Consider the following 19,723-nt stretch of genomic DNA (forward strand, 5'->3'; position numbering starts at 1 on the left):
CTACCTCGAAAGAATTTATTGTGAAAATTTTAACATGAAAACAAAAATTTAACAAATTGTCAACGATAAACACAACCTTCCTATAAAAAACACCACTGAGTCGGTAAAAGAAGCTATACAGAATTTTCAAACATTGGTATGATAGACGTAGAAATGGAAGGAGGCGTGTATATGATAGGGGGAATCGCACTTGAGACGATTTATTGGTATACATTGCTGATTTGTGCAGGATTGGCAGTCCTATTGATTATTTTTGGAGATGTATTCGATTTTGATGGCCCGCTTGATCCGATGCTTATTATCCCTTGGTTAACTTTCACAAGCTTATTTGGTTTTCTAGGTGAGCGTTTAACAGATCAATCATCTTTATTTTTATTTATTGCTAGTGGAGGCATATCGATAGTGTTGGTATTTTTGCTTAATTTCTATATATTGATGCCGATGAAACATGCCGAATCAACGATGTCGTCTTCTGAAAAAACTCTGGAAGGACAAGTAGCTGTTGTGATCACACCGATCCCTGTACGAGGTATGGGAGAAATTCAGTTGAAAAGTGTTACCGGTTCCATTAGTCGTCCAGCTTGTTTTTACAGCCCCCAAGAACAGACAGCTGAGCGGGGAACGAAAGTATTGATCATTGAGATCAAGGAAAGAATCTGTTATGTCATGCCTTATGAAAGCATGATAAAAGCTTAAAGGAGCGTGTGTTAAATGGAAATACCAGTTGTTTTTATCGCGATCGCAATTGCAGCTTTGATTTTACTGATGTTGCTGATCGTCTTTGTAGCGAAGTACCAGACAGCAAAACCGGATGAAGCGTTGATCATCAGTGGAAGTTATTTAGGAAGCAAAAATGTGCACATTGATGAAAGCAATAACAAAATCAAAATTGTGCGTGGAGGTGGCGCATTCGTCTTGCCGGTTTTTCAACGTTCGAATCGGATCAGTCTATTATCGAGTAAATTGGACGTCTCCACCCCTGAAGTGTATACGGAACAAGGCGTACCGGTGATGTGTGATGGTACTTCGATCATCAAAATTGGTTCATCTGTAGAAGAGATTGCTACAGCAGCAGAACAGTTTTTAGGCAAGACAAGAGAAGAACTGGAAAATGAAGCAAGAGAAGTATTAGAAGGACACTTGCGCTCGATTCTTGGTTCTATGACTGTAGAAGAAATCTATCAAAATCGCGATAAGTTCAGTCAAAGCGTACAAGAAGTCGCTTCTGTAGACCTTGCAAAAATGGGGTTGATCATCGTTTCTTTCACTATCAAAGAGGTCAGAGACAAAAACGGTTATCTTGACTCTTTAGGGAAACCAAGAATCGCCCAAGTCAAAAGAGATGCAGATATAGCAGAAGCGGAAGCTCTAAAAGAAACGCGTATCAAAAAAGCTCAAGCAGAAAAAGAATCACAAGCAGCTGAATTACAGCGACAAACAGAGATCGCAGAATCATTAAAAGAAAAAGAACTGAAATTAGCAACCTACAAACAAGAACAAGATGTTGCTAAAGCAAAAGCAGACCAAGCCTACAATTTAGAAAGTGCCCGAGCACAACAACAAGTAATCGAACAGGAAATGCAGATTAAAATCGTAGAACGTCAAAAACAAATCGAACTGGAAGAAAAAGAAATCACACGTCGTGAAAAGCAATATGATTCGGAAGTGAAGAAAAAAGCAGATGCCGATCGGTACGCTAAAGAACAAGAAGCACAAGCTCAAAAAGTCAAAGAAGTGACTGAAGCCGAAGCAGAACGATTCCGTGTGGAAGCACTGGCAGAAGCGGAAGCCAATAAGACACGTTTAGCTGGACAAGCAGAAGCCGAAGCAGCACTAGCAAAAGGAAAAGCCGAAGCCGAAGCAAAACAAAAGATCGCCAATGCCTTCAAGGAATATGGCGAAGCAGCTGTCTTGAGTATGGTTATCGATATGCTACCGCAATTGATGCGCGAAGCAGCACAGCCGCTAGGAAATATCGAAAAAATCTCTGTTGTCGATACAGGAAGCAGTTCAGGAGAAACCAGTGGAGCGAACCGAGTGACAAATTATGCCACAAATTTGCTTTCTTCTACTCAAGAAACACTAAAAGCGACAACAGGACTTGACTTGAAGGAAATCGTAGAGAATTTGTCGACACGTGGGACTACTAGCCAAGTAAATATGTATGAAGCGCCAAAAGAGGCAGAACAAAACTCGATGAATGAAGAATAAAGTAGTACACTTCACCGTTCAATCAAAAATGGAGGAAGACTTTTTAAAGTTCTTCTCTCCATTTTTTTATTTTATTGCAAAAGAAAATTAGTCCTCGCTATTTTTCTTTTGTTTTTGGATCTTAGCTTCTATCTCTTGTAAATTTGTTCTTAGCAATCGTTCTTTCTTTTGGAGTTCGACCAAATCTTCTGATAGTTCTTCCTTCTTTTCTGTTTCAGGAGGACGAAGAAAGAAATTGATACCGATTGCAATGAATGTCCCTATAAAAGTATCTAGTACACGTTGGATAGCATACAAAGCGGATTCGCCTTGAGGGATGCTCAACGCAATCAGCAACAACGTAGCGATTGCGGAAATGATACCGGAATTATTGTTAATACCATCTGACACGACGATCACAATAATAACTAGAATAGGAAGCAAGATCAATTCTACCAAAAAATCATTGTGAAAATAGCTTTTGACAAAAAAATAAATGATAGCTAATGTACCACCTAATGTATTGCCGATGATCCTAGACTTTCCAAAAGAAACGGTTGTAGTCAAGTCCTGACGCAAAGAAAAAACAGCAGATAATGCAGCAATCATCGGGATTCCTCGTTGAGTCAAATGAAAAAACAAGATACATAAAAAAACAGCTAAGGCACTTTTGATCGTACGCATACCTAGTCGAAAACGGCCAAATTGCATAGAGATTCTCCTTTTTGGTCTTTTTACTATCATACCTAAACTTTTGTCTGATAGCTAGTTTTTCATTATTCAAGTATAATTAAAATAAAAAAAGGGGGAAGTAAATGCGTATAGGAATGCGAACAGTCAAAACAGTGATCAGTGTCTTCTTTTCGATGGTCACAGCGGGTAGCTTATCGCTGTTGTATTGGCCAGCTGCAGGGATCATTGCATTATTAAGTGTAGGAAATACCAAGCGCTCTACATTGCGTACGGGCATGAATCGAATCGCAGCCTTTATATTAGCTACGGCAACAGCACTGTTCAGTTTTTTTGCTGTTGGGTATACTATTTTTGGCTTCAGTCTTTTTTTATTCCTGTTCATCCCGCTTGCCTCTCGCTTCAAATTAACCGAAGGGATCGTAGTAAATTCGGTTTTGGTCACTCATTATTTAGTGGAGGAAAACATGTCTTGGCAGCTGATCGGCAATGAAGCGGGATTAATGGCGATTGGATTAGTATTTGCTTTGCTTGCAAATGTTTACATGCCAGATCGTACGAAGCAGCTGAAGGAAAACCAAATACAGATCGAAAAAGAATTTCGAAATATTTTGAGACAAATGGCAGAATTTCTTTTATCAGAAAATAAAGAAGATGTGCAGATCAAATGCGAACATTTACTGACATTCATTCGCGAAAGCCAAGAAGATGCCAGAGAACATCAAGAAAACTACTGGCTCAGACAGCCGCTATACTACGAAACTTACTTCTCTATGAGAAGAGCACAGGCCAATGTGATTAAAGACATGCTGGAAAATCTAGAGAGAATCCAGCAACCAGCTTATTATGGAAAACATATCTATGGTTTATTGATTTATACTGCAGAAACATTTTCAGAGTCAAATGATGGCAGACAAATTTTAGCACGTATTGAAGAAGTTTATGTATTGTATCGGCAAATGCCTCTGCCGACTAGTCGCCCTGAATTCGAGGATCGAGCAGAATTGTTCCAGTTTTTGCAGTCTTTTAAAAGTTTTATTGAAATCAAGGCAGAATTCTCCCAACAAAAAATCCAAAAATAGAGGTTGTGAATTCAGCTAATATTCAGGTCAAAAAGCTGATTTCACAACCTCTTCTTTAAACGGTGTTCTCCTGCCAACTCCTCGGTCACAAGTTACAATATTCAACAAACATGAGAAGCTGTTTTTTGAAATTGCTCCTTGTGACTCGGAGCTGAACGGTAGGCTCACGACCTCTTCCTTAAACGGTGTTCTCCTGTCAACTCCTCGGTCACAAGTCACAATATTCAACAAACATGAGAAGCTGTTTTTTGAAATTGCTCCTTGTGACTCGGAGCTGAACGGCAGGCTCACAACCTCTTTCTTAAACGGTGTTCAAAAGCTTGCCTCTGCGGTAATAAGTCCAGCCAAACGAAAAATAGGAGGAGCTATTTTTCGTTTGGCTGTTCTTATTACTTGATGCAGAACAGCTTTTTCACAACCTTTTAAAATTACATATTTTTCCATAGAACTTGCATTTGATCCAAGATTTCGATGACATCTTTTGTCAAGAAGAGAGAGCGATTGGGCAAGTCACCTTCAATCATGTGTACCATATTCTTTATTTCGTAATTCATTGCTTCAGATGTATTCCCGCTTTCGATGAATTCCTTTGTACCATCTGTAAATAAGATCTCCGCACGATCAGCACGCGGGTAATCAGCAATCGTCACATAACCGTTCTCAAAGGCAACGATACCGACTTTTGGCATTTTTGCCTGAAAAGTCAAGCTGACAGCAGCAAGTTCATTTTCTTTGTTACGCAAGATAGTGACGGATTGTTCGTCCACGCCTGTTTCAAAAGGAACCATTGTAGAGGCAACTACTTCAGGTTGAGAGCTCAAAAAGAAACGAGCGAAAGATACAGCATACGTACCGATATCCAACAGAGCTCCTCCAGCTAATTCTGGATTGAAGAACCGGTTTTTAGGGTCTGGTTCTTTGTAACTGCCGAAAGGTGCTTGGATCATTTTTAAAGCCCCCAGTTTTCCTGTATCCATTATTGAGCGTAACTGCTGATAAAGTGGCATGTTGAAGATTGTCATCGCTTCTGCTAAGATCAAATTCTTTTCTTCTGCTAAGCGCATAGCGTCAGCCAGTTCTTTTTTATTCATCGTGATGGCTTTTTCACATAGAACGTGTTTGCCTGCTTTCAATGCTGCCAAGATATGGTCGATATGCTGTCTATTTGGTACAGCAATGTACACGATGTCGATTTCAGCATCGTCTAACATTTCTTGATAGCTTCCGTAAGCTTTTGGAATATTGTAACGGTGAGCGAAGTTTTCCGCTTTTTCTGAAGTTCTGGAAGCAACTGCTGTTAGTTCGCTCGTCTCTTGATTGAAGCTTTCGGCAAACTCATGTGCGATGGTACCAAGACCCACGATTCCCCATTGATATTTTTTCATCTGAAAACGCTCCTTCATAGTTGGATTGAGTTTCTTGTCTGTCTATTATTATAACAAAAATCACGAAGAATAAAGGGAAGAGGACTTGAAACATTAAAAAAAATGAAAGCAGCGATTTAAGAGGTGCTTTTTGATCAAAACTTAAGTAGAATAGTTAAAAGGAGGGGATAAACGTGCATCAAGTATATATTGATCTTATTATGAGTGTATTATTAGAACAGTTTGAAACTGAAAAAAATTTTTTAGATGAATACTTGCTGATCAGTCCAGAACAATGGCAAAAATGGAAAGATGGCGAGAAAAACCTGCCATCTGAAGCGATGCAGAAAGTAAAAAATCTTTTCACTGATTATGAATGGATGCTAACGCAAAAGATTTTGCGTCAAACGATTATTTTTCCCGAAAAACGAAACGTTGCCGTTGCAGAGTACAAGCAAATCAAAACACGCATCGCGCAAAAATGGCTTAGCAGCAAAGCAGCAAAAGTCGAGCTGATCCCTTTGAAAAATAATCAGCAGGCTGGTAGATACCTTGACTTGAAAGTAAGTATTCAATATGATGAATGGGGCTATGATGATATTTTGAATTTTCGTCTGCCAGCAGATGTTCAAAAACAGATCGAAGGAGAAAAAATCGAACTTCTCGATTGGGTGAATGAAAATCTGGAAGAAACTTACGTTCATGAGGCGAATGGGGAACGTGAAGAACAACGAAAGGATTTTTCAAGTGAATAAATTTTTAGGATTTGGAGCAGTTGTGATTATGATCGCAGCAATGGGCTATGTTATTTTTAGCGATGATGATTCGCATGTTCAAGCCGGCAATCAAGCAGTTGAACGAACAAGCACCAAAGCAACTGCTAGTAAAGAAAAGAACAGTCAAACAACCAGCAGCAAGGTAAAGGACAAAGAAACAAAAGATCGTACGTCCAAACAATTGCCAGATGTTAAAACAGACGATTGGAAGCTAGTTTTGGTTGGTCCAGATCACAAATTAGAAAAAGAAATCGATGAGTCTACTCAATTGGCATCATTAAGTAACGGATACTTGATCGACAAACGCATTGCTCCAGAATATGAAGCATTTGCTAAGGCTGCTGAAGCAGCTGGATTTCCATTAGTGATGGTCTCAGCTTACCGGTCTGTATCATCCCAACAACAAGTTTTCGAACAAAATGTCCAAGATGTGATGAGTCGTCAAGGTGTATCAGAAGAGGAGGCGACAAAGATTACTAAAGAAACGATTACGGAGCCAGGATACAGCGAACACCACACAGGTCTAGCAGTCGATGTCGTCGATCAAAACTGGTACAACAGTTATCCTTCTACTGTATTGGATGCAAGTTACGGAGATCAGCCTGGAGCTAAATGGATCGCAGATAATGCTGCGCAGTATGGATTTATCGTTCGTTATCCAAAAGGACACGAAGATATAACTAAGATCACATATGAACCTTGGCACTTACGTTATGTCGGTAAAGAAAATGCTGAGTATATCACCAAACACCAATTGACGCTAGAAGAATATCTGAATGAATTAAATGAAAAGTAGGAATTGATCATGGCGAAAAAAAAGTGGAAAAAGCAAAAGCGCAAGAATATCCGTTGGCCAGCAGTGATTGCCGGTGTAGCAGTGATACTCTTAGCCTTTGTTTTTTCCTTGAAGAATCTGTCTTCTCCTTTTACTGATAATCAGCAAGAAAATGAAGCGCAATCCCATCAGCAATTTATTGAACGGCTTGTTCCGCATGCCCAAGAACTACAAGATGGTTATGGAGTGCTTCCTAGTATCATTTTAGGACAAGCTATATTAGAATCAAATTGGGGAAAAAGTACCTTGGCTAGCAAATACAATAATCTTTTCGGGATCAAGGCTTATGGGGATCAGAAGAAAGTAAGCCTGGAAACAAAGGAATTTGTTAACGAAGAATGGATAACTATCCAAGGAGACTTCAAAGTGTATGATTCATGGGAACAGTCCATGGATGACCATACACAACTGTTCGTCCAAGGAGTAGATTGGAATCCTGCGCTGTATGAAAAAGTGATTACGGCCACCAACTATCAGGAAGCCGCACAAGCATTGCAAGATGCAGGTTATGCGACAGACCCCGGTTATGCGCAAAAAATCATCCAGGTCATCGAGACGTATCAATTGAATCAGTATGACCGGAGATAGCAAAGGAGAAGTGGCTGATGGCAGAACAATTTACGCCAGAAATCATGACGGAATTGAGAAAAGATATCGTAAGAGTACCGGAAATCATTTTAGAAGCAAGCGGGATCAAGATATTTGGAAAATTGATCCGTTCGATCATCTTTACTACGGATATTGCGATCATACGTAATACAAATGCGAATGCAGTAATTGCTGTGTATCCTTTTACACCTCATCCAGCGATTACTAAAAGCATTATTGAGGCAGCTGACATTCCAGTTTTCTCCGGTGTAGGTGGTGGTTTGACACAAGGTGCTCGTTCTTCCTACATGAGCATGTTCGCAGAAGCGCAAGGTTCGTTAGGGGTCGTTTTGAACGGTCCTACGCCTTTAGAGACAGTAAAAGAAGTTTGTCGAGTAGTTGATATTCCAGTTATCAGTACGGTAACGTCGAAATATACAGAAATAGATGAAAAGTTAGCAGCTGGTATTTCGATTATCAATATCAGTGCAGGTAAAGAAACTGCAGAAGCAGTACGCCATTTTCGTAAAAAATATCCTGAACTTCCTATCATTGCGACAGGTGGTCCAACGGAAGAAAGTATTGCTGAGACCATTCAAGCAGGAGCAAATGCCATCACATATACGCCACCAAGTAGCGGAGAACTTTTTAGTCGTAAAATGGAAAAATATCGGGAAACTGAGAAAAAGAATCATGAATAACAGGTGAGAATCAAAAGACGAGGAAGAGCAGATAGTGGCTCTTCCTCGTCTTTTGTACTCCAGTACTATTTGTTCAGAATTCAAAAAAAAGAGAAATTTTTTTGTTTTTTTATCTGTAATGTACATAAGAAGAGTTAAAACCTTTTGTTATTATTAGCATTCTAACAAAAAAATGTCTTGATTTATTGAAGCGCTTTCTATAGAATGAAAAACGAATAAAAACTAAAAAAAGGCACCCGACAATTTAGTAGCAGCTAAATTGTCGGGGCTTGAAAAGTCAGCGGGAACTGACCAATCAAGTTGCCATAGTCAATGCTTGTGCATCGACGTGTATATTGTACCTAATTTCATACAGAATTACTAGTTATTTTTCTGTTTTTTAGGGAAGAGCGTACACGAAGAAGCATGCTTATTTAGCTATGTCAAGGATATTGGACAGTTGTCTGATATCCTTTTTTCTTTGCGTAATTATCCTCCCATCATTGAAGCAAGAAGTGTTTTTAGCGATGAAAGAAGAATCAGCACTATCTAATTTTCCTTGAAAGTATTGAGTTGTTCATCCTAGGCAGAACGATAAGGCAAGTCTTGGTTTTTATTCCCCTTGAAAAAGATCGTTTAATAAATATGTTCTGTATAAAAATACAGTATATTGAAAAATAACAATGGAAGTAGAGGTGCAGAGAATGAAGAAAAGAATGAGAATCATCTTAGCTTTAAGTGTTATGTTATTCTTCTTGACGGCTTGTGGGCAAGAAGATGACAAAAAAATCACGCTGAACATGGCTTGGTGGGGTTCGCAAGTCCGACACGATGCAACAGTAAAAGTAATCGAGCTTTATGAAGAATAAAATCCCCATGTGACGATCGATTATGAATTTTATGATTATGAAGGATATTACACAAAATTAGGTACACTAGCAGCATCAGATGATATCTGGGACATTTTCCAACTGAACAATCAATTTCCTCAATACATCAATCAGATTGAACCATTAGATGAATATGTGGAGCAAGGGATAATTGATATTTCTAATGCAGATGAATCCTATTTAGCAACGACGACTTACGACGGGCAATTAGTTGGACTGTCTAACGGGGTGAATTCGTTTGCGATTGCTTACAATAAAAATATATTTGAACAATTAAATATCCCTGAACCAGCTTCAAATTGGACATGGGATGAATTTGAACAAATCAGCTATCAAATCACTGAAGAATTAGGAATCTATGCTATTTCAAGATTCGAAGATTTTATAGCTGGCTGTATTATTCAAATACCACAAGTTGAGAAAGGATTGAATTTTTATAATCGGGAAGATCTATCTAACAGCTTGGGATTTGAAAATCCAGACTATCTAACAGATTTTTTCCAGCTGCGTAAAAATCTGGTAGACAAAGGGGCCCATCCGGAACCAGGTGGTGGAGCTGCAAGTACGACGGATCTGTCTTTTCAGGCGGTTAGGGATAGAGAAGCTGCAATGGTGTTTCTATCAAGTAACCAGTTGACAGAAATATTGTCAGGAGCGCCTGAAGATATGGAGATTCAGTTGATTAATCCACCTCGTAGAAAAGCAGATGGAGAATCTGGTATCCCTTTACGTTCTTCGCAAATGCTGAGTATGGCAAAAAGCTCAGCCCATAAAGAAGAAGCTGCTAAGTTTATTGATTTCTTTCAAAACAGTGAAGAAGCCAATGAAATTTTAAAAGGAGAACGTGGTGTGCCAATCATGTCGAATATTCGAGAACAGCTCGCTCGTGCAGATGATGCAACTTTGCAAGCGACATTTGACTATTTAGAAATGATTTCCGATATGGACAACGGCGAAGTGAATGTCTTTGATAGTGCTTTGAATCCGGAAATTCAAGACCAATACAATCTTTTAGTTGAAAAAGTCATTTATGAAGAAGTAACAGCAGAAGAAGCAGCAGAGAGTCTTTATGAGTTTGCGTCAAACATTCTAGGATAGCAGCAGGAGGAAGGCATGAAAAAAGAAAAACTAAAACGGTTCTTGGATCAAGACAATGTGGTCGGTTACGTATTTGCTTCTCCATTCATCCTAGGATTTCTATTGATAACAGTGATACCGATGATCTTGTCACTTTATTATTCGTTCACCGATTATCGTTTGGGAAATCCAGTCTCATGGATCGGCTTGGATAATTATATAAAGATGCTGAGTGATGCCCGTTTTTTGAACTCCATCCGAGTCACTTTTCTCTATGTATTTGCATCTGTACCTGTGAAACTGATCTTTGGTCTATTGATTGCTTATCTTTTAACGAGGAATATCAAAGGAACGACTTTCTTTCGTTCTTTGTATTATGTGCCTAGTTTGATCGGTGGCAGTATTTCTATCGCTCTAGTTTGGCGGGAGTTGTTTTCTAAAAACGGGTTAGTGAATATTTTTCTGGAACGATTAGGCGCACCTGCGCTTTCCTGGTTTAGCGATCAAAAACTGGTCATGATCCCTCTTGTTTTGATGTCTGCTTGGCAATTCGGTTCGGCAATGATCATCTTTGCTGCAGGTATCAAAGAGATCCCAGGCTCGTATTATGAAGCGGCAGAGATCGATGGAGCGAACAAATGGCAGACGTTTTACAAGATTACGTTACCTCTTCTTTCGCCGATCATTTTGTATAACTTGGTTATGCAGACAATCGCGGCGTTTATGACTTTTACGCAGGCATTTATCATTACCCAAGGTGGTCCGAATGATGCCACGAACTTTTATGCTCTTTATGTGTATAACCAAGCTTTTTCTTTTAATTCTATGGGGTATGCTAGTGCTATTTCGTGGATCATGCTGTTGATTATGGGAGCTGTCACCTTTCTGATTTTCAAATCATCAAAAAAATGGGTCGTTGTGTGAATGAGAGGAGGAAGAAATGAATAATACAGTAACGAAATGGTTTCAATACGGTTTTATTTTGCTATTAGGTCTAGTCATGATTTATCCGGTCTTATGGATGATCGCAGGTTCTTTTAAAACGGATCAAGAGATTCTGAGTGGTTCGCTGAATTTGATTCCAGAGACTTTTCAATGGGAAAATTACGCAAAAGGATGGGCGGGGTTTGCTGGAATTTCATTTTTTACTTTCTTTAGGAATTCGTTTGTCATCTCTGCAGTTTCGACGATAGGGACAGTTCTGAGCTCGACTTGTATTGCTTACGCATTATCGAGAATCGATTTCAAAGGAAAAAGATTCTGGTTCGTCGTCATGTTAGTAACGATGATGATTCCTGCACAAGTGATTTTGATTCCGCAGTTTATTATTTACAATCGGCTGAATTTGGTTGGGACGTATGTGCCGCTGATTTTACCACATTTTTTTGGACAAGCATTTTTCATTTACCAGATCATGCAATTCATGGTCAGCATCCCCAAAGAGTTAGATGAATCAGCGATTATTGACGGATGCAGCAAGTATAGTGTCTTTACCAAAATTATTTTTCCTTTGCTGAAACCTTCGATCATCACGACGATCATCATCCAGTTTTATTGGAAATGGGACGACTTCATGGGACCATTGATTTATTTAAACAAGCCGAGATCTTACACGGTATCGATTGCCATCAAATTATTTGCAGACGCTGGATCTAGTACGACTTACGCGAGTATGTTTGCGATGTCTACGTTGTCGCTGCTACCGGTTTTTCTGATTTTCTTATTCTTCAATAAATATCTTGTCCAGGGGATCAGTACAAGCGGTCTGAAGGGCTGAATATGAAAAAGCCAATAGAAGAGATGTTTCTTTACAAGCTCAACTACTATTTCTGTCGGATTTTTTTAACCAGTCTTATCAGTAATGCTCTTTTCGCTTTAGTTCTAGGATGTTTGTTCACTTTAGGATTAGTGCTGTCTGCTCGTGTTGTCTATCTGATTTATTTTTTGATGATGTATCCTTCTTATTATCTATCTGTCCATTACTTGGCAGAAAAAAAGGTATGTTGGAGGAAAGAAAAAATCAAACGGTTGTGTTTCATCATTACGTTGTTTCAGCTGTTTGTCATTATTTTTGCAGTTGATTGGTATTTATTAGTGGGAAAGATTGGAGCTTGGTATCTGATTCCTTTTCTATTGTGTCTGTTGCTTTTTGTATCCCATAGTTTTTTTAGTACGCTAATTGATATCTGCAAAGAAGATAAAGCAGATAGTCTTGTTTATTTGATCAAAAGGAATATCTGGCTGTTGTCAAAAAACGTCAAAGGGTTTCTGTGGTATTTATGCCTTTTGTATGGACTGTTCTGGTGTATACAGCATGATTTTTTACTCACTGCATTACTGTATCCAGGGCTGCCGTTTGTCACAGTATTTTGCTTAAAAGAAAAGGAGAATGACTTTAAATGAAGAAAAAATATGTACAAGTCGGACTTGGTGGGAGAGCGCGTTTTTTTTATGAGGCAATTGCCTCTACGTATCATCAAACTTGTGAACTAGTCGGTTTTTGTGATGTATCTCAAACAAGGATGGATTATGCAAATCGGATACTTGTGAACAAGTATGGACAGAAAAAAGTAAAGACATGTATGCCATCACAATTTGAGCAACTACTGGATGACGTACGGCCGGCTGAAGTCATTATTACGTCAGTAGATCGAACGCATCATGATTATATCATTCGTGCAATGAAAAAAGGATATGATGTTATTTGCGAAAAACCTCTGACTATCGATGAGGAAAAAGCTCAAGAAATAATAACGGTCCAAAAACAGACGGGAAGAAGCCTGCGAGTCACTTTCAATTATCGTTATGCACCGTATCATACGAAGATAAAGGAACTGATAGAAAGTGATGTGATTGGTGATGTGTTTTCTATTCACTTCGAATGGCTGTTAAATACGCAACACGGGGCAGATTATTTCAGAAGATGGCATCGAAATAAGCACAATAGCGGCGGGCTTCTTGTTCATAAATCTACCCATCATTTTGATCTAGTGAATTTTTGGTTGAACAGCCGTCCCCAAAAGGTATTTGCATTCGGTGGATTAAACTTTTATGGGATGCATAATGCGGAGAAACGCGGAGTAGAAACATTTTACAGTCGATGCTATGGAAGCGAACTAGCTAAAGCTGATCCATTTGCTATAGACCTGTCAGCCAATGAGGAATTGCGAGAAATGTATTTAGAAGCAGAAAAAGACAGTGGATATATTCGTGACCGCAGTGTATTTTCCGATGATATCTCTATTGAAGATACACTAGGCGTAACGGTCAAATATGAAACTGGTGCGATTTTGACGTATTCGCTAAACGCGTATATGCCGTGGGAAGGATTCAATGTTTCTTTCAATGGCAGCAAAGGACGGATCGAAATGAAAGTGATCGAAAAGTCTTACATCAATGCAGGTGGAGATAAAAAGGATGAAGGAGCAGCCGTTCTTCAGTCCATCCATGTCTATCCGATGTTCGGTGAGCCATATGAGGTAATCGTCGAACAAGAAGCGGGCGGACATGGCGGAGGAGATCCGCGTTTATTAGATGATCTATTTGGTGAAGAAAAAGAAGAAGATCCGTGGAATCGGGCAGCAACTCACGTAGATGGTATTTTGTCGATTTTGACAGGAATCGCAGCAAATCATTCTATTGCTTCAGGAAAAGCAGTAGTGATTGACGAGCTTGTCAGCTTAAAAGAATAAGAATAGATTTACGGAAATTACTTCCCGTAGTTTATAAAATCTTGCCTTATTGCCGATAGGCTGTCTTTTGAACACTATTTATTCGGAAAAAGGGGCTATGACATGCTTTTTGTCATGCCTTCTTTTTATGTGGGCTGCTTTTTTAGATAGGAGAAAATAAAAATAACTATTTAAACCCGAACAAAAAGGAATAATGCATTAAAAATCATTAGATTTTACAAAAAAATAAGTAAACCACGTTGTCAGTTTCAGAAAGTAGTGTTAGACTGTTTTCAATATTTGAAACAACATTTTTTATTCAAATATGGCAAACTGCCTTCACGTGCAAAACAGTTGCAAGAAAATGAATTTACACTATTATTAGTTTTACATACCTACTTATATATCGTCATAATATGGATGACAGTTTCTAGCCAGTACCGTAAATGCTGGACTATAAGTAAAAGATTGGCTATTTCACCCTTCTTTTCTTATGATAAAGTGGAGGGTGTTTTTCTTTAACAGAAACATAGTAGGTTTTTGCACAAAAGCGGTTATTTCGGTATTAATAAATGATAAAGGAGCAAATAAAGTGAAAGAATTAGTTGAACGTATTCAAAAAGACGGACGTATATTAGGCGAGGGCGTATTAAAAGTCGACAGCTTCGTCACTCACCAAGTAGACCCTGTATTGATGGAACAAATGGGAAAACGGTTTGCAGAAGTATTTAAAGAACAAGGAATCACGAAAGTTGTGACCATTGAAGCTTCTGGGATCGCACCAGCTTTATTTGCTGCAAGAGAATTAGATGTTCCAATGATCTTCGCTAGAAAAGCAAAAAGTTTGACGATGGATGAAGAATTATTGACAGCTTCTGTTTATTCTTTTACGAAACAAGTGACAAGTACGATTTCTATTTCTCGTAAATTTTTATCTTCAGAAGACAAAGTATTGATTATCGACGATTTCTTGGCAAACGGACAAGCGGCAAAAGGATTGATCGAATTATGCCAGCAAGCTGGAGCGCAAGTAGAAGGAATCGGGATCGTCATCGAAAAGTCTTTCCAAGATGGACGTCAGTTACTTGAAGAAATGGGATTGAGAGTCGTTTCTCTTGCGCGTATTGCTTCCTTGACGAATGGACAAGTTGAGTTTCTTGAGGAGGACGCATAATCGTGGAAAAAGAAACACAAAATGGAAAAGCTGCGGTTTTAGGGCTGCAGCATCTGCTAGCGATGTATGCAGGAGCAGTAGCGGTGCCTCTTTTGATCGGTACAGGACTAGGCTTTAATCAAGAACAGATGACTTATTTGATTTCAATTGATATCTTTATGTGTGGATTAGCGACATTATTGCAATTGACAGTTAACCGATTTTTCGGAATTGGCTTGCCTGTCGTTTTAGGATGTGCGATCCAAGCAGTAGCTCCACTGATCTTGATCGGAACCAATGAAGGAGTAGGAGCTATCTACGGATCTATTATCGCTTCTGGGATCTTTGTTGTGTTAGTTTCTGGTGTCTTTTCTAAAATTAAAAAACTATTCCCTCCTATAGTAACAGGAACGGTTATCACCGTTATTGGTTTGACTTTGATTCCTGTAGCAATCGAGAAAATGGGTGGAGGTAATGCAACAGCAGCTGATTTTGGTGACAAAACAAATCTGCTACTTGCATTTGTGACGATTCTCCTAATTGTAGGCGTGCAAATGCTGGCAAAAGGGTTCATTCGTTCAATCGCGGTATTGATTGGTTTAGTCGGAGGAAGCATCTTAGCTGCTTTCATGGGAATGATTGATCTGAGCGCGATTGGAGATGCGCCGTTGTTCCATGTTCCACAACCCTTTTATTTTGGTAAACCAACTTTCGACGTATGGTCGATTTTACTAATGATCATCATTTCCATGGTCAGCATGGTAGAATCAACAGGTGTATATTTTGCACTTGGTGACATTACTGGGAAAAATGTTGGAGAAGAAGAATTGAAAAAGGGATATCGTGCAGAAGGACTTGCCGTTATCTTAGGCGGTATTTTCAATACATTCCCTTATACTGGCTTTTCTCAAAATGTCGGATTGGTTCAACTTTCGGGAATCAAAACAAGAAAACCCATCTATTTCTCTGCATTCTTCTTGATTGTTTTAGGATTATTCCCTAAAATCGGTGCGTTAGCACAAATCATCCCTGAGCCGGTACTTGGTGGAGGAATGTTAGTCATGTTCGGGATGGTGGCAGTCCAAGGAATCCGTATGCTGTTGGAAGTTGATTTCAGCAATGATAAAAATCTATTGATTGTTGCTGTTTCTGTTGGATTTGGGCTGGGTTTCAATGTTACGCCGACATTATTCAGTCAAATGCCGCAAACATTGCAAATGTTCACTGGAAATGGCATCGTAATGAGTAGCATTACGGCTATCATATTGAATTTGATCTTTAATGGATTGAAAAAAGATGAAGAAATATTGGAAGAAGCCTTCAAGAAGTAATAGAGCAAAAGAAAGGTTGTGAAATCAGCGTTTTGACCTGATTGTTAGAGAAACAAACGGAAAAATAGTTCCTCGTATTTTGCCGTTTGTTTGAGCTAATACCGAGGGTCAGCTGATTGAACACCGTTGAAGGAAGAGGTCGTGAGCCTGCCGTTCATCTCCGAGTCACAAGGAACAATTTCAAAAAAAAGCTTCTCATGTTTGTTGAATATTGTTCCTTGTGACCGAGGAGTTGGCAGGAGAACACCGTTTATCCATAAAAAGGAATGTGACCTAACTTTTGTCACATTCCTTTTTTTCATCTTTAATAAACACGAACAATAAAATGTTTTTCTTTGTTAACATTCGAAATTTCTTTGACATCAAAAAAAGTGATTGTTAAAATATGAATGTAGAAAAACTGGGAGGAAAAACAATGACAGCAAAAATCTCTGTGATTATGGGGAGTACTTCAGATTGGGAAACAATGAAAGAAGCATGTCAAATATTGGATGAATTCGGTGTGTCTTATGAAAAAAAGGTCGTTTCTGCTCATCGAACCCCAGATTTGATGTTTGAATATGCACAAAACGCTCGAAAAAAAGGAATCAAAATCATTATTGCAGGAGCAGGGGGAGCCGCGCATCTGCCGGGTATGGTCGCATCAAAAACAACTTTGCCGGTTATCGGTGTACCGGTCCAATCACGAACATTAAATGGTTTGGATTCGCTTCTTTCGATTGTCCAAATGCCTGGAGGAGTACCTGTAGCTACTACAGCAATCGGAAAAGCGGGAGCAATTAATGCTGGACTACTTGCGATACAGATGCTTTCCATGTATGATTTAGAATTGGAGGCTAAATTGGCTGAAAGACGTTCAATGTTGGCTAAAACTGTTATAGAAAGTAGTGATCAACTTGGTTAAACCTTTGTTGCCTGGTTCAACGATCGGGATCGTCGGTGGCGGTCAATTAGGTCGTATGATGGCGATTAGTGCAAAAGAAATGGGCTTTAAAGTAGGTGTGCTGGATCCTGTGAGCGATTGTCCAGCCGCACAAGTTGCAGATTGGCACATTGAAAGTGTCTATGATGACACCTTTGCGCTGAAAGAGCTTGCCAGAAGAACAGATGTCATTACCTATGAATTCGAAAATGTCAGTGTAGAGGCGTTAAATGCGATTTTACCCATGTCATTTATTCCTCAAGGGACAGACTTGCTTGCGATTACGCAAGACCGCCTGTTAGAAAAATCTTTTTTGGAAACGAACAACATCGTGATTGCTCCTTATGCAACGATCGTCAGTCCGACGGATATCCAAGATGCGATTGACGGGATCGGCTATCCTTGTGTTTTGAAAACCACTCGAGGCGGCTATGATGGCAAGGGGCAGTATGTTTTGAAAAGTCGGGCGGATCTAGCTCCTGCCATGGACCTTTTAAGAGAAGGAACCTGTGTTTTAGAAGCATGGATCCCGTTTGAAAAAGAGATTTCGATCATGGTGGCAGGAAATGGTCAAGGAGATTTCACGACTTTTCCGGTCGTGGAAAACATCCACCACAACAATATTCTTCATGAAACGATTGCTCCAGCCGCGATTGATCAGGATGTGATCGAGGAGGCTGAGCGTATTGCCCGTGTGATTGCAGAAGCAGTGAGCCTTTCAGGTGTTTTAGGGGTAGAAATGTTTTTAACAAAAACAGGCGGGCTATATGTGAATGAATTAGCTCCTCGTCCTCACAATTCTGGACATTATTCTATCGAAGCTTGTTCTATGAGTCAGTTCGATGCCCATATTCGAGGTATTTGCGGATGGCCATTAGGAGAAAAAGTGCGTCTGACAAGCAATGCAGTGATGGTCAATGTTTTGGGAGAACAACTGCTGGAAAGCTATCGCTTGATCGAGAATAAGCCAGACTGGCAATTTCATTTCTATGGAAAAAAACAAGCAAAAAAAGGTCGCAAGATGGGACATATCACTATCTTGACAGAAGATATCCAGCAAACGCTGGAAGAAATCAAACAAACGAATATTTGGGATTAGAGGAGAAAAAACATGTTAGAACGTTATACACGCCCTGAAATGGGGAATATCTGGACGGAAGAGAACAAATACCGTGCGTGGCTTGAAGTCGAGATTTTAGCAGATGAAGCTTGGGCAGAACTTGGTGAAATCCCGCAAGAAGATGTGAAAAAAATCCGTGAGCATGCATCATTTGATATCGATCGGATCTTGGAAATCGAAAAATCAACACGCCATGATGTTGTTGCTTTTACACGAGCAGTTTCTGAAACATTGGGAGAAGAAAGAAAATGGGTCCATTATGGTCTAACAAGTACGGATGTCGTAGATACTGCTTATGGCTATCTCATCAAGCAAGCAAATGATATTTTACGGGAAGACTTGAAACGTTTTACGGAAATCATTGGCGAAAAAGCAAAAGAACACAAATATACAGTGATGATGGGTCGGACACACGGTGTCCATGCTGAACCAACTACTTTTGGATTGAAACTTGCCACATGGTATTCAGAAATGAAACGGAACATCGAACGATTTGAACATGCGGCAAAAGGAGTAGAAGCAGGAAAAATCTCAGGAGCAGTGGGGACGTTCGCAAATATCCCGCCATTTATTGAAGAGTATGTATGTAAACAATTGGGGATCCGTCCACAAGAAATCTCTACTCAAGTTCTCCCTCGGGATCTACATGCTGAATATTTCTCAGCGATGTCGCTTATTGCTACAAGTATTGAACGTTTTGCAACAGAGATACGCGGATTGCAAAAATCCGAAACACGTGAAGTAGAAGAATTTTTTGCGAAAGGTCAAAAAGGTTCTTCTGCTATGCCGCACAAAAGGAATCCGATCGGTTCAGAAAATATGGCTGGTCTAGCCAGAGTGGTGCGCGGACACATGGTCACTGCCTATGAAAATGTCACATTATGGCATGAAAGAGATATTTCTCATTCTTCAGCAGAACGAATCATCTTGCCTGATACCACGATTTTATTGAATTACATGTTAAATCGTTTTGGCAATATCGTTAAAAATCTAACGGTCTTTCCTGAAAACATGAAGCGGAATATGTCTGCAACATTTGGCTTGATTTATAGCCAGCGCGTTATGCTGAAATTGATCGATAAGGGAATGACAAGAGAAGAAGCTTATGATCTTGTTCAGCCAAAAACTGCGTACGCTTGGGACAACCAAGTGCAGTTCCGCCCGCTGTTAGAAGAAGATCCAACCATCACATCGGTATTATCTAAAGAAGAAATAGACGATGCCTTTGATTATCATCATCATTTGAAAAACGTTGACGTGATATTCAAACGAGTAGGTTTGGAATAAAGAAGAGTGAGTTGCAAAATTCAATTAAAATAGAATAGCAAAAATAACCAAAAAAGAAGCAGATCCG

The 19,723-nt window shown here is 39.4% G+C and carries 20 protein-coding genes and 1 riboswitch; of the genes, 18 read left to right on the plus strand and 2 right to left on the minus strand.

The genetic code is table 11. The features are described 5' to 3' along the window. Positions 1-171 precede the first annotated feature (171 nt). Both IGL15_RS06115 and IGL15_RS06120 read left to right on the plus strand, forming a co-directional pair. Positions 172-696: an NfeD family protein gene (locus IGL15_RS06115; protein WP_002295447.1), complete on the plus strand. Its 525-nt coding sequence runs from the start codon at positions 172-174 to the stop codon at positions 694-696. 15 nt (positions 697-711) lie between these two features. Beyond that, complete coding sequence (locus IGL15_RS06120; RefSeq protein ID WP_002299759.1) at positions 712-2,211, plus strand: flotillin family protein; 1,500 nt, start codon at positions 712-714, stop codon at positions 2,209-2,211. Positions 2,212-2,298: 87 nt separating this feature from the next. Here the strand turns inward: IGL15_RS06120 and IGL15_RS06125 are convergent, their stop codons facing one another. Beyond that, the gene (locus tag IGL15_RS06125) at positions 2,299-2,901 is read right to left on the minus strand and encodes an FUSC family protein (RefSeq protein ID WP_002295450.1); all 603 of its coding nucleotides are present in this window, start codon (positions 2,899-2,901) and stop codon (positions 2,299-2,301) included. Positions 2,902-3,005: 104 nt separating this feature from the next. Between IGL15_RS06125 and IGL15_RS06130 the strand changes: the two genes are divergently transcribed. Next, positions 3,006-3,962, plus strand: a complete 957-nt coding sequence (locus IGL15_RS06130) for an aromatic acid exporter family protein (protein WP_002295453.1) — start codon at positions 3,006-3,008, stop codon at positions 3,960-3,962. Between the two features lie 428 nt (positions 3,963-4,390). On the opposite strand, the gene IGL15_RS06135 is transcribed toward IGL15_RS06130, so the two are convergent. Then, on the minus strand, positions 4,391-5,347 hold the full coding sequence (locus IGL15_RS06135) for a Gfo/Idh/MocA family protein (RefSeq protein WP_002338216.1): 957 nt from the start codon (positions 5,345-5,347) through the stop codon (positions 4,391-4,393). Positions 5,348-5,520: 173 nt separating this feature from the next. On the opposite strand from IGL15_RS06135, the gene IGL15_RS06140 reads away from it, so the two are divergent. The 15 genes from IGL15_RS06140 (at position 5,521) to purB (ending at position 19,656) form a co-directional block, all read left to right on the plus strand. Beyond that, positions 5,521-6,081 (plus strand): hypothetical protein, encoded by a 561-nt coding sequence (locus tag IGL15_RS06140; RefSeq protein WP_002295457.1) that lies wholly within the window; start codon positions 5,521-5,523, stop codon positions 6,079-6,081. Next, positions 6,074-6,898 (plus strand): M15 family metallopeptidase, encoded by an 825-nt coding sequence (locus IGL15_RS06145; RefSeq protein ID WP_002328577.1) that lies wholly within the window; start codon positions 6,074-6,076, stop codon positions 6,896-6,898. Before IGL15_RS06140 ends, IGL15_RS06145 begins: the two co-directional genes overlap by 8 nt. Before the next feature lie 9 nt (positions 6,899-6,907). Continuing rightward, entirely contained in the window at positions 6,908-7,525 is a 618-nt protein-coding gene (locus IGL15_RS06150) for a glycoside hydrolase family 73 protein (protein ID WP_002328576.1), read from the plus strand. A 17-nt stretch (positions 7,526-7,542) separates the two neighbouring features. After that, positions 7,543-8,226: a hydrolase gene (locus IGL15_RS06155; RefSeq protein WP_002295463.1), complete on the plus strand. Its 684-nt coding sequence runs from the start codon at positions 7,543-7,545 to the stop codon at positions 8,224-8,226. A 683-nt stretch (positions 8,227-8,909) separates the two neighbouring features. Next, positions 8,910-9,074 carry a hypothetical protein gene (locus IGL15_RS06160; protein WP_258077676.1) on the plus strand — a complete coding sequence of 55 codons (165 nt, stop codon included), beginning with the start codon at positions 8,910-8,912 and terminating at the stop codon, positions 9,072-9,074. Positions 9,075-9,083: 9 nt separating this feature from the next. Next, entirely contained in the window at positions 9,084-10,193 is a 1,110-nt protein-coding gene (locus IGL15_RS06165) for an ABC transporter substrate-binding protein (protein ID WP_258077677.1), read from the plus strand. Positions 10,194-10,208: 15 nt separating this feature from the next. After that, entirely contained in the window at positions 10,209-11,096 is an 888-nt protein-coding gene (locus tag IGL15_RS06170; protein ID WP_002295465.1) for a carbohydrate ABC transporter permease, read from the plus strand. A gap of 16 nt (positions 11,097-11,112) precedes the next feature. Continuing rightward, a complete protein-coding gene (locus IGL15_RS06175) occupies positions 11,113-11,949 on the plus strand; it encodes a carbohydrate ABC transporter permease (RefSeq protein ID WP_002300540.1) in 837 nt (278 codons plus the stop codon). Between the two features lie 2 nt (positions 11,950-11,951). After that, positions 11,952-12,575 (plus strand): hypothetical protein, encoded by a 624-nt coding sequence (locus IGL15_RS06180; protein WP_002331836.1) that lies wholly within the window; start codon positions 11,952-11,954, stop codon positions 12,573-12,575. Further along, a complete protein-coding gene (locus IGL15_RS06185; RefSeq protein WP_002306874.1) occupies positions 12,572-13,864 on the plus strand; it encodes a Gfo/Idh/MocA family protein in 1,293 nt (430 codons plus the stop codon). The genes IGL15_RS06180 and IGL15_RS06185 overlap by 4 nt, the downstream gene beginning before the upstream one ends. A 358-nt stretch (positions 13,865-14,222) precedes the next feature. Continuing rightward, positions 14,223-14,320: riboswitch (purine riboswitch) on the plus strand. A 115-nt stretch (positions 14,321-14,435) separates the two neighbouring features. Continuing rightward, on the plus strand, positions 14,436-15,017 hold the full coding sequence (locus IGL15_RS06190) for a xanthine phosphoribosyltransferase (protein WP_002295469.1): 582 nt from the start codon (positions 14,436-14,438) through the stop codon (positions 15,015-15,017). A gap of 2 nt (positions 15,018-15,019) precedes the next feature. After that, positions 15,020-16,327, plus strand: a complete 1,308-nt coding sequence (locus IGL15_RS06195) for a nucleobase:cation symporter-2 family protein (RefSeq protein ID WP_002295470.1) — start codon at positions 15,020-15,022, stop codon at positions 16,325-16,327. A gap of 415 nt (positions 16,328-16,742) precedes the next feature. Beyond that, entirely contained in the window at positions 16,743-17,231 is a 489-nt protein-coding gene (gene purE, locus IGL15_RS06200; protein ID WP_002303771.1) for a 5-(carboxyamino)imidazole ribonucleotide mutase, read from the plus strand. Beyond that, entirely contained in the window at positions 17,224-18,348 is a 1,125-nt protein-coding gene (gene purK / locus IGL15_RS06205) for a 5-(carboxyamino)imidazole ribonucleotide synthase (RefSeq protein WP_002306867.1), read from the plus strand. The genes purE and purK overlap by 8 nt, the downstream gene beginning before the upstream one ends. A gap of 12 nt (positions 18,349-18,360) precedes the next feature. Further along, the gene (purB, locus tag IGL15_RS06210; RefSeq protein ID WP_438767074.1) at positions 18,361-19,656 is read left to right on the plus strand and encodes an adenylosuccinate lyase; all 1,296 of its coding nucleotides are present in this window, start codon (positions 18,361-18,363) and stop codon (positions 19,654-19,656) included. Positions 19,657-19,723: the final 67 nt, after the last annotated feature.

The organism is Enterococcus sp. DIV0436a (assembly GCF_051711605.1).
In the GTDB taxonomy this organism is placed as follows: domain Bacteria; phylum Bacillota; class Bacilli; order Lactobacillales; family Enterococcaceae; genus Enterococcus_B; species Enterococcus_B faecium.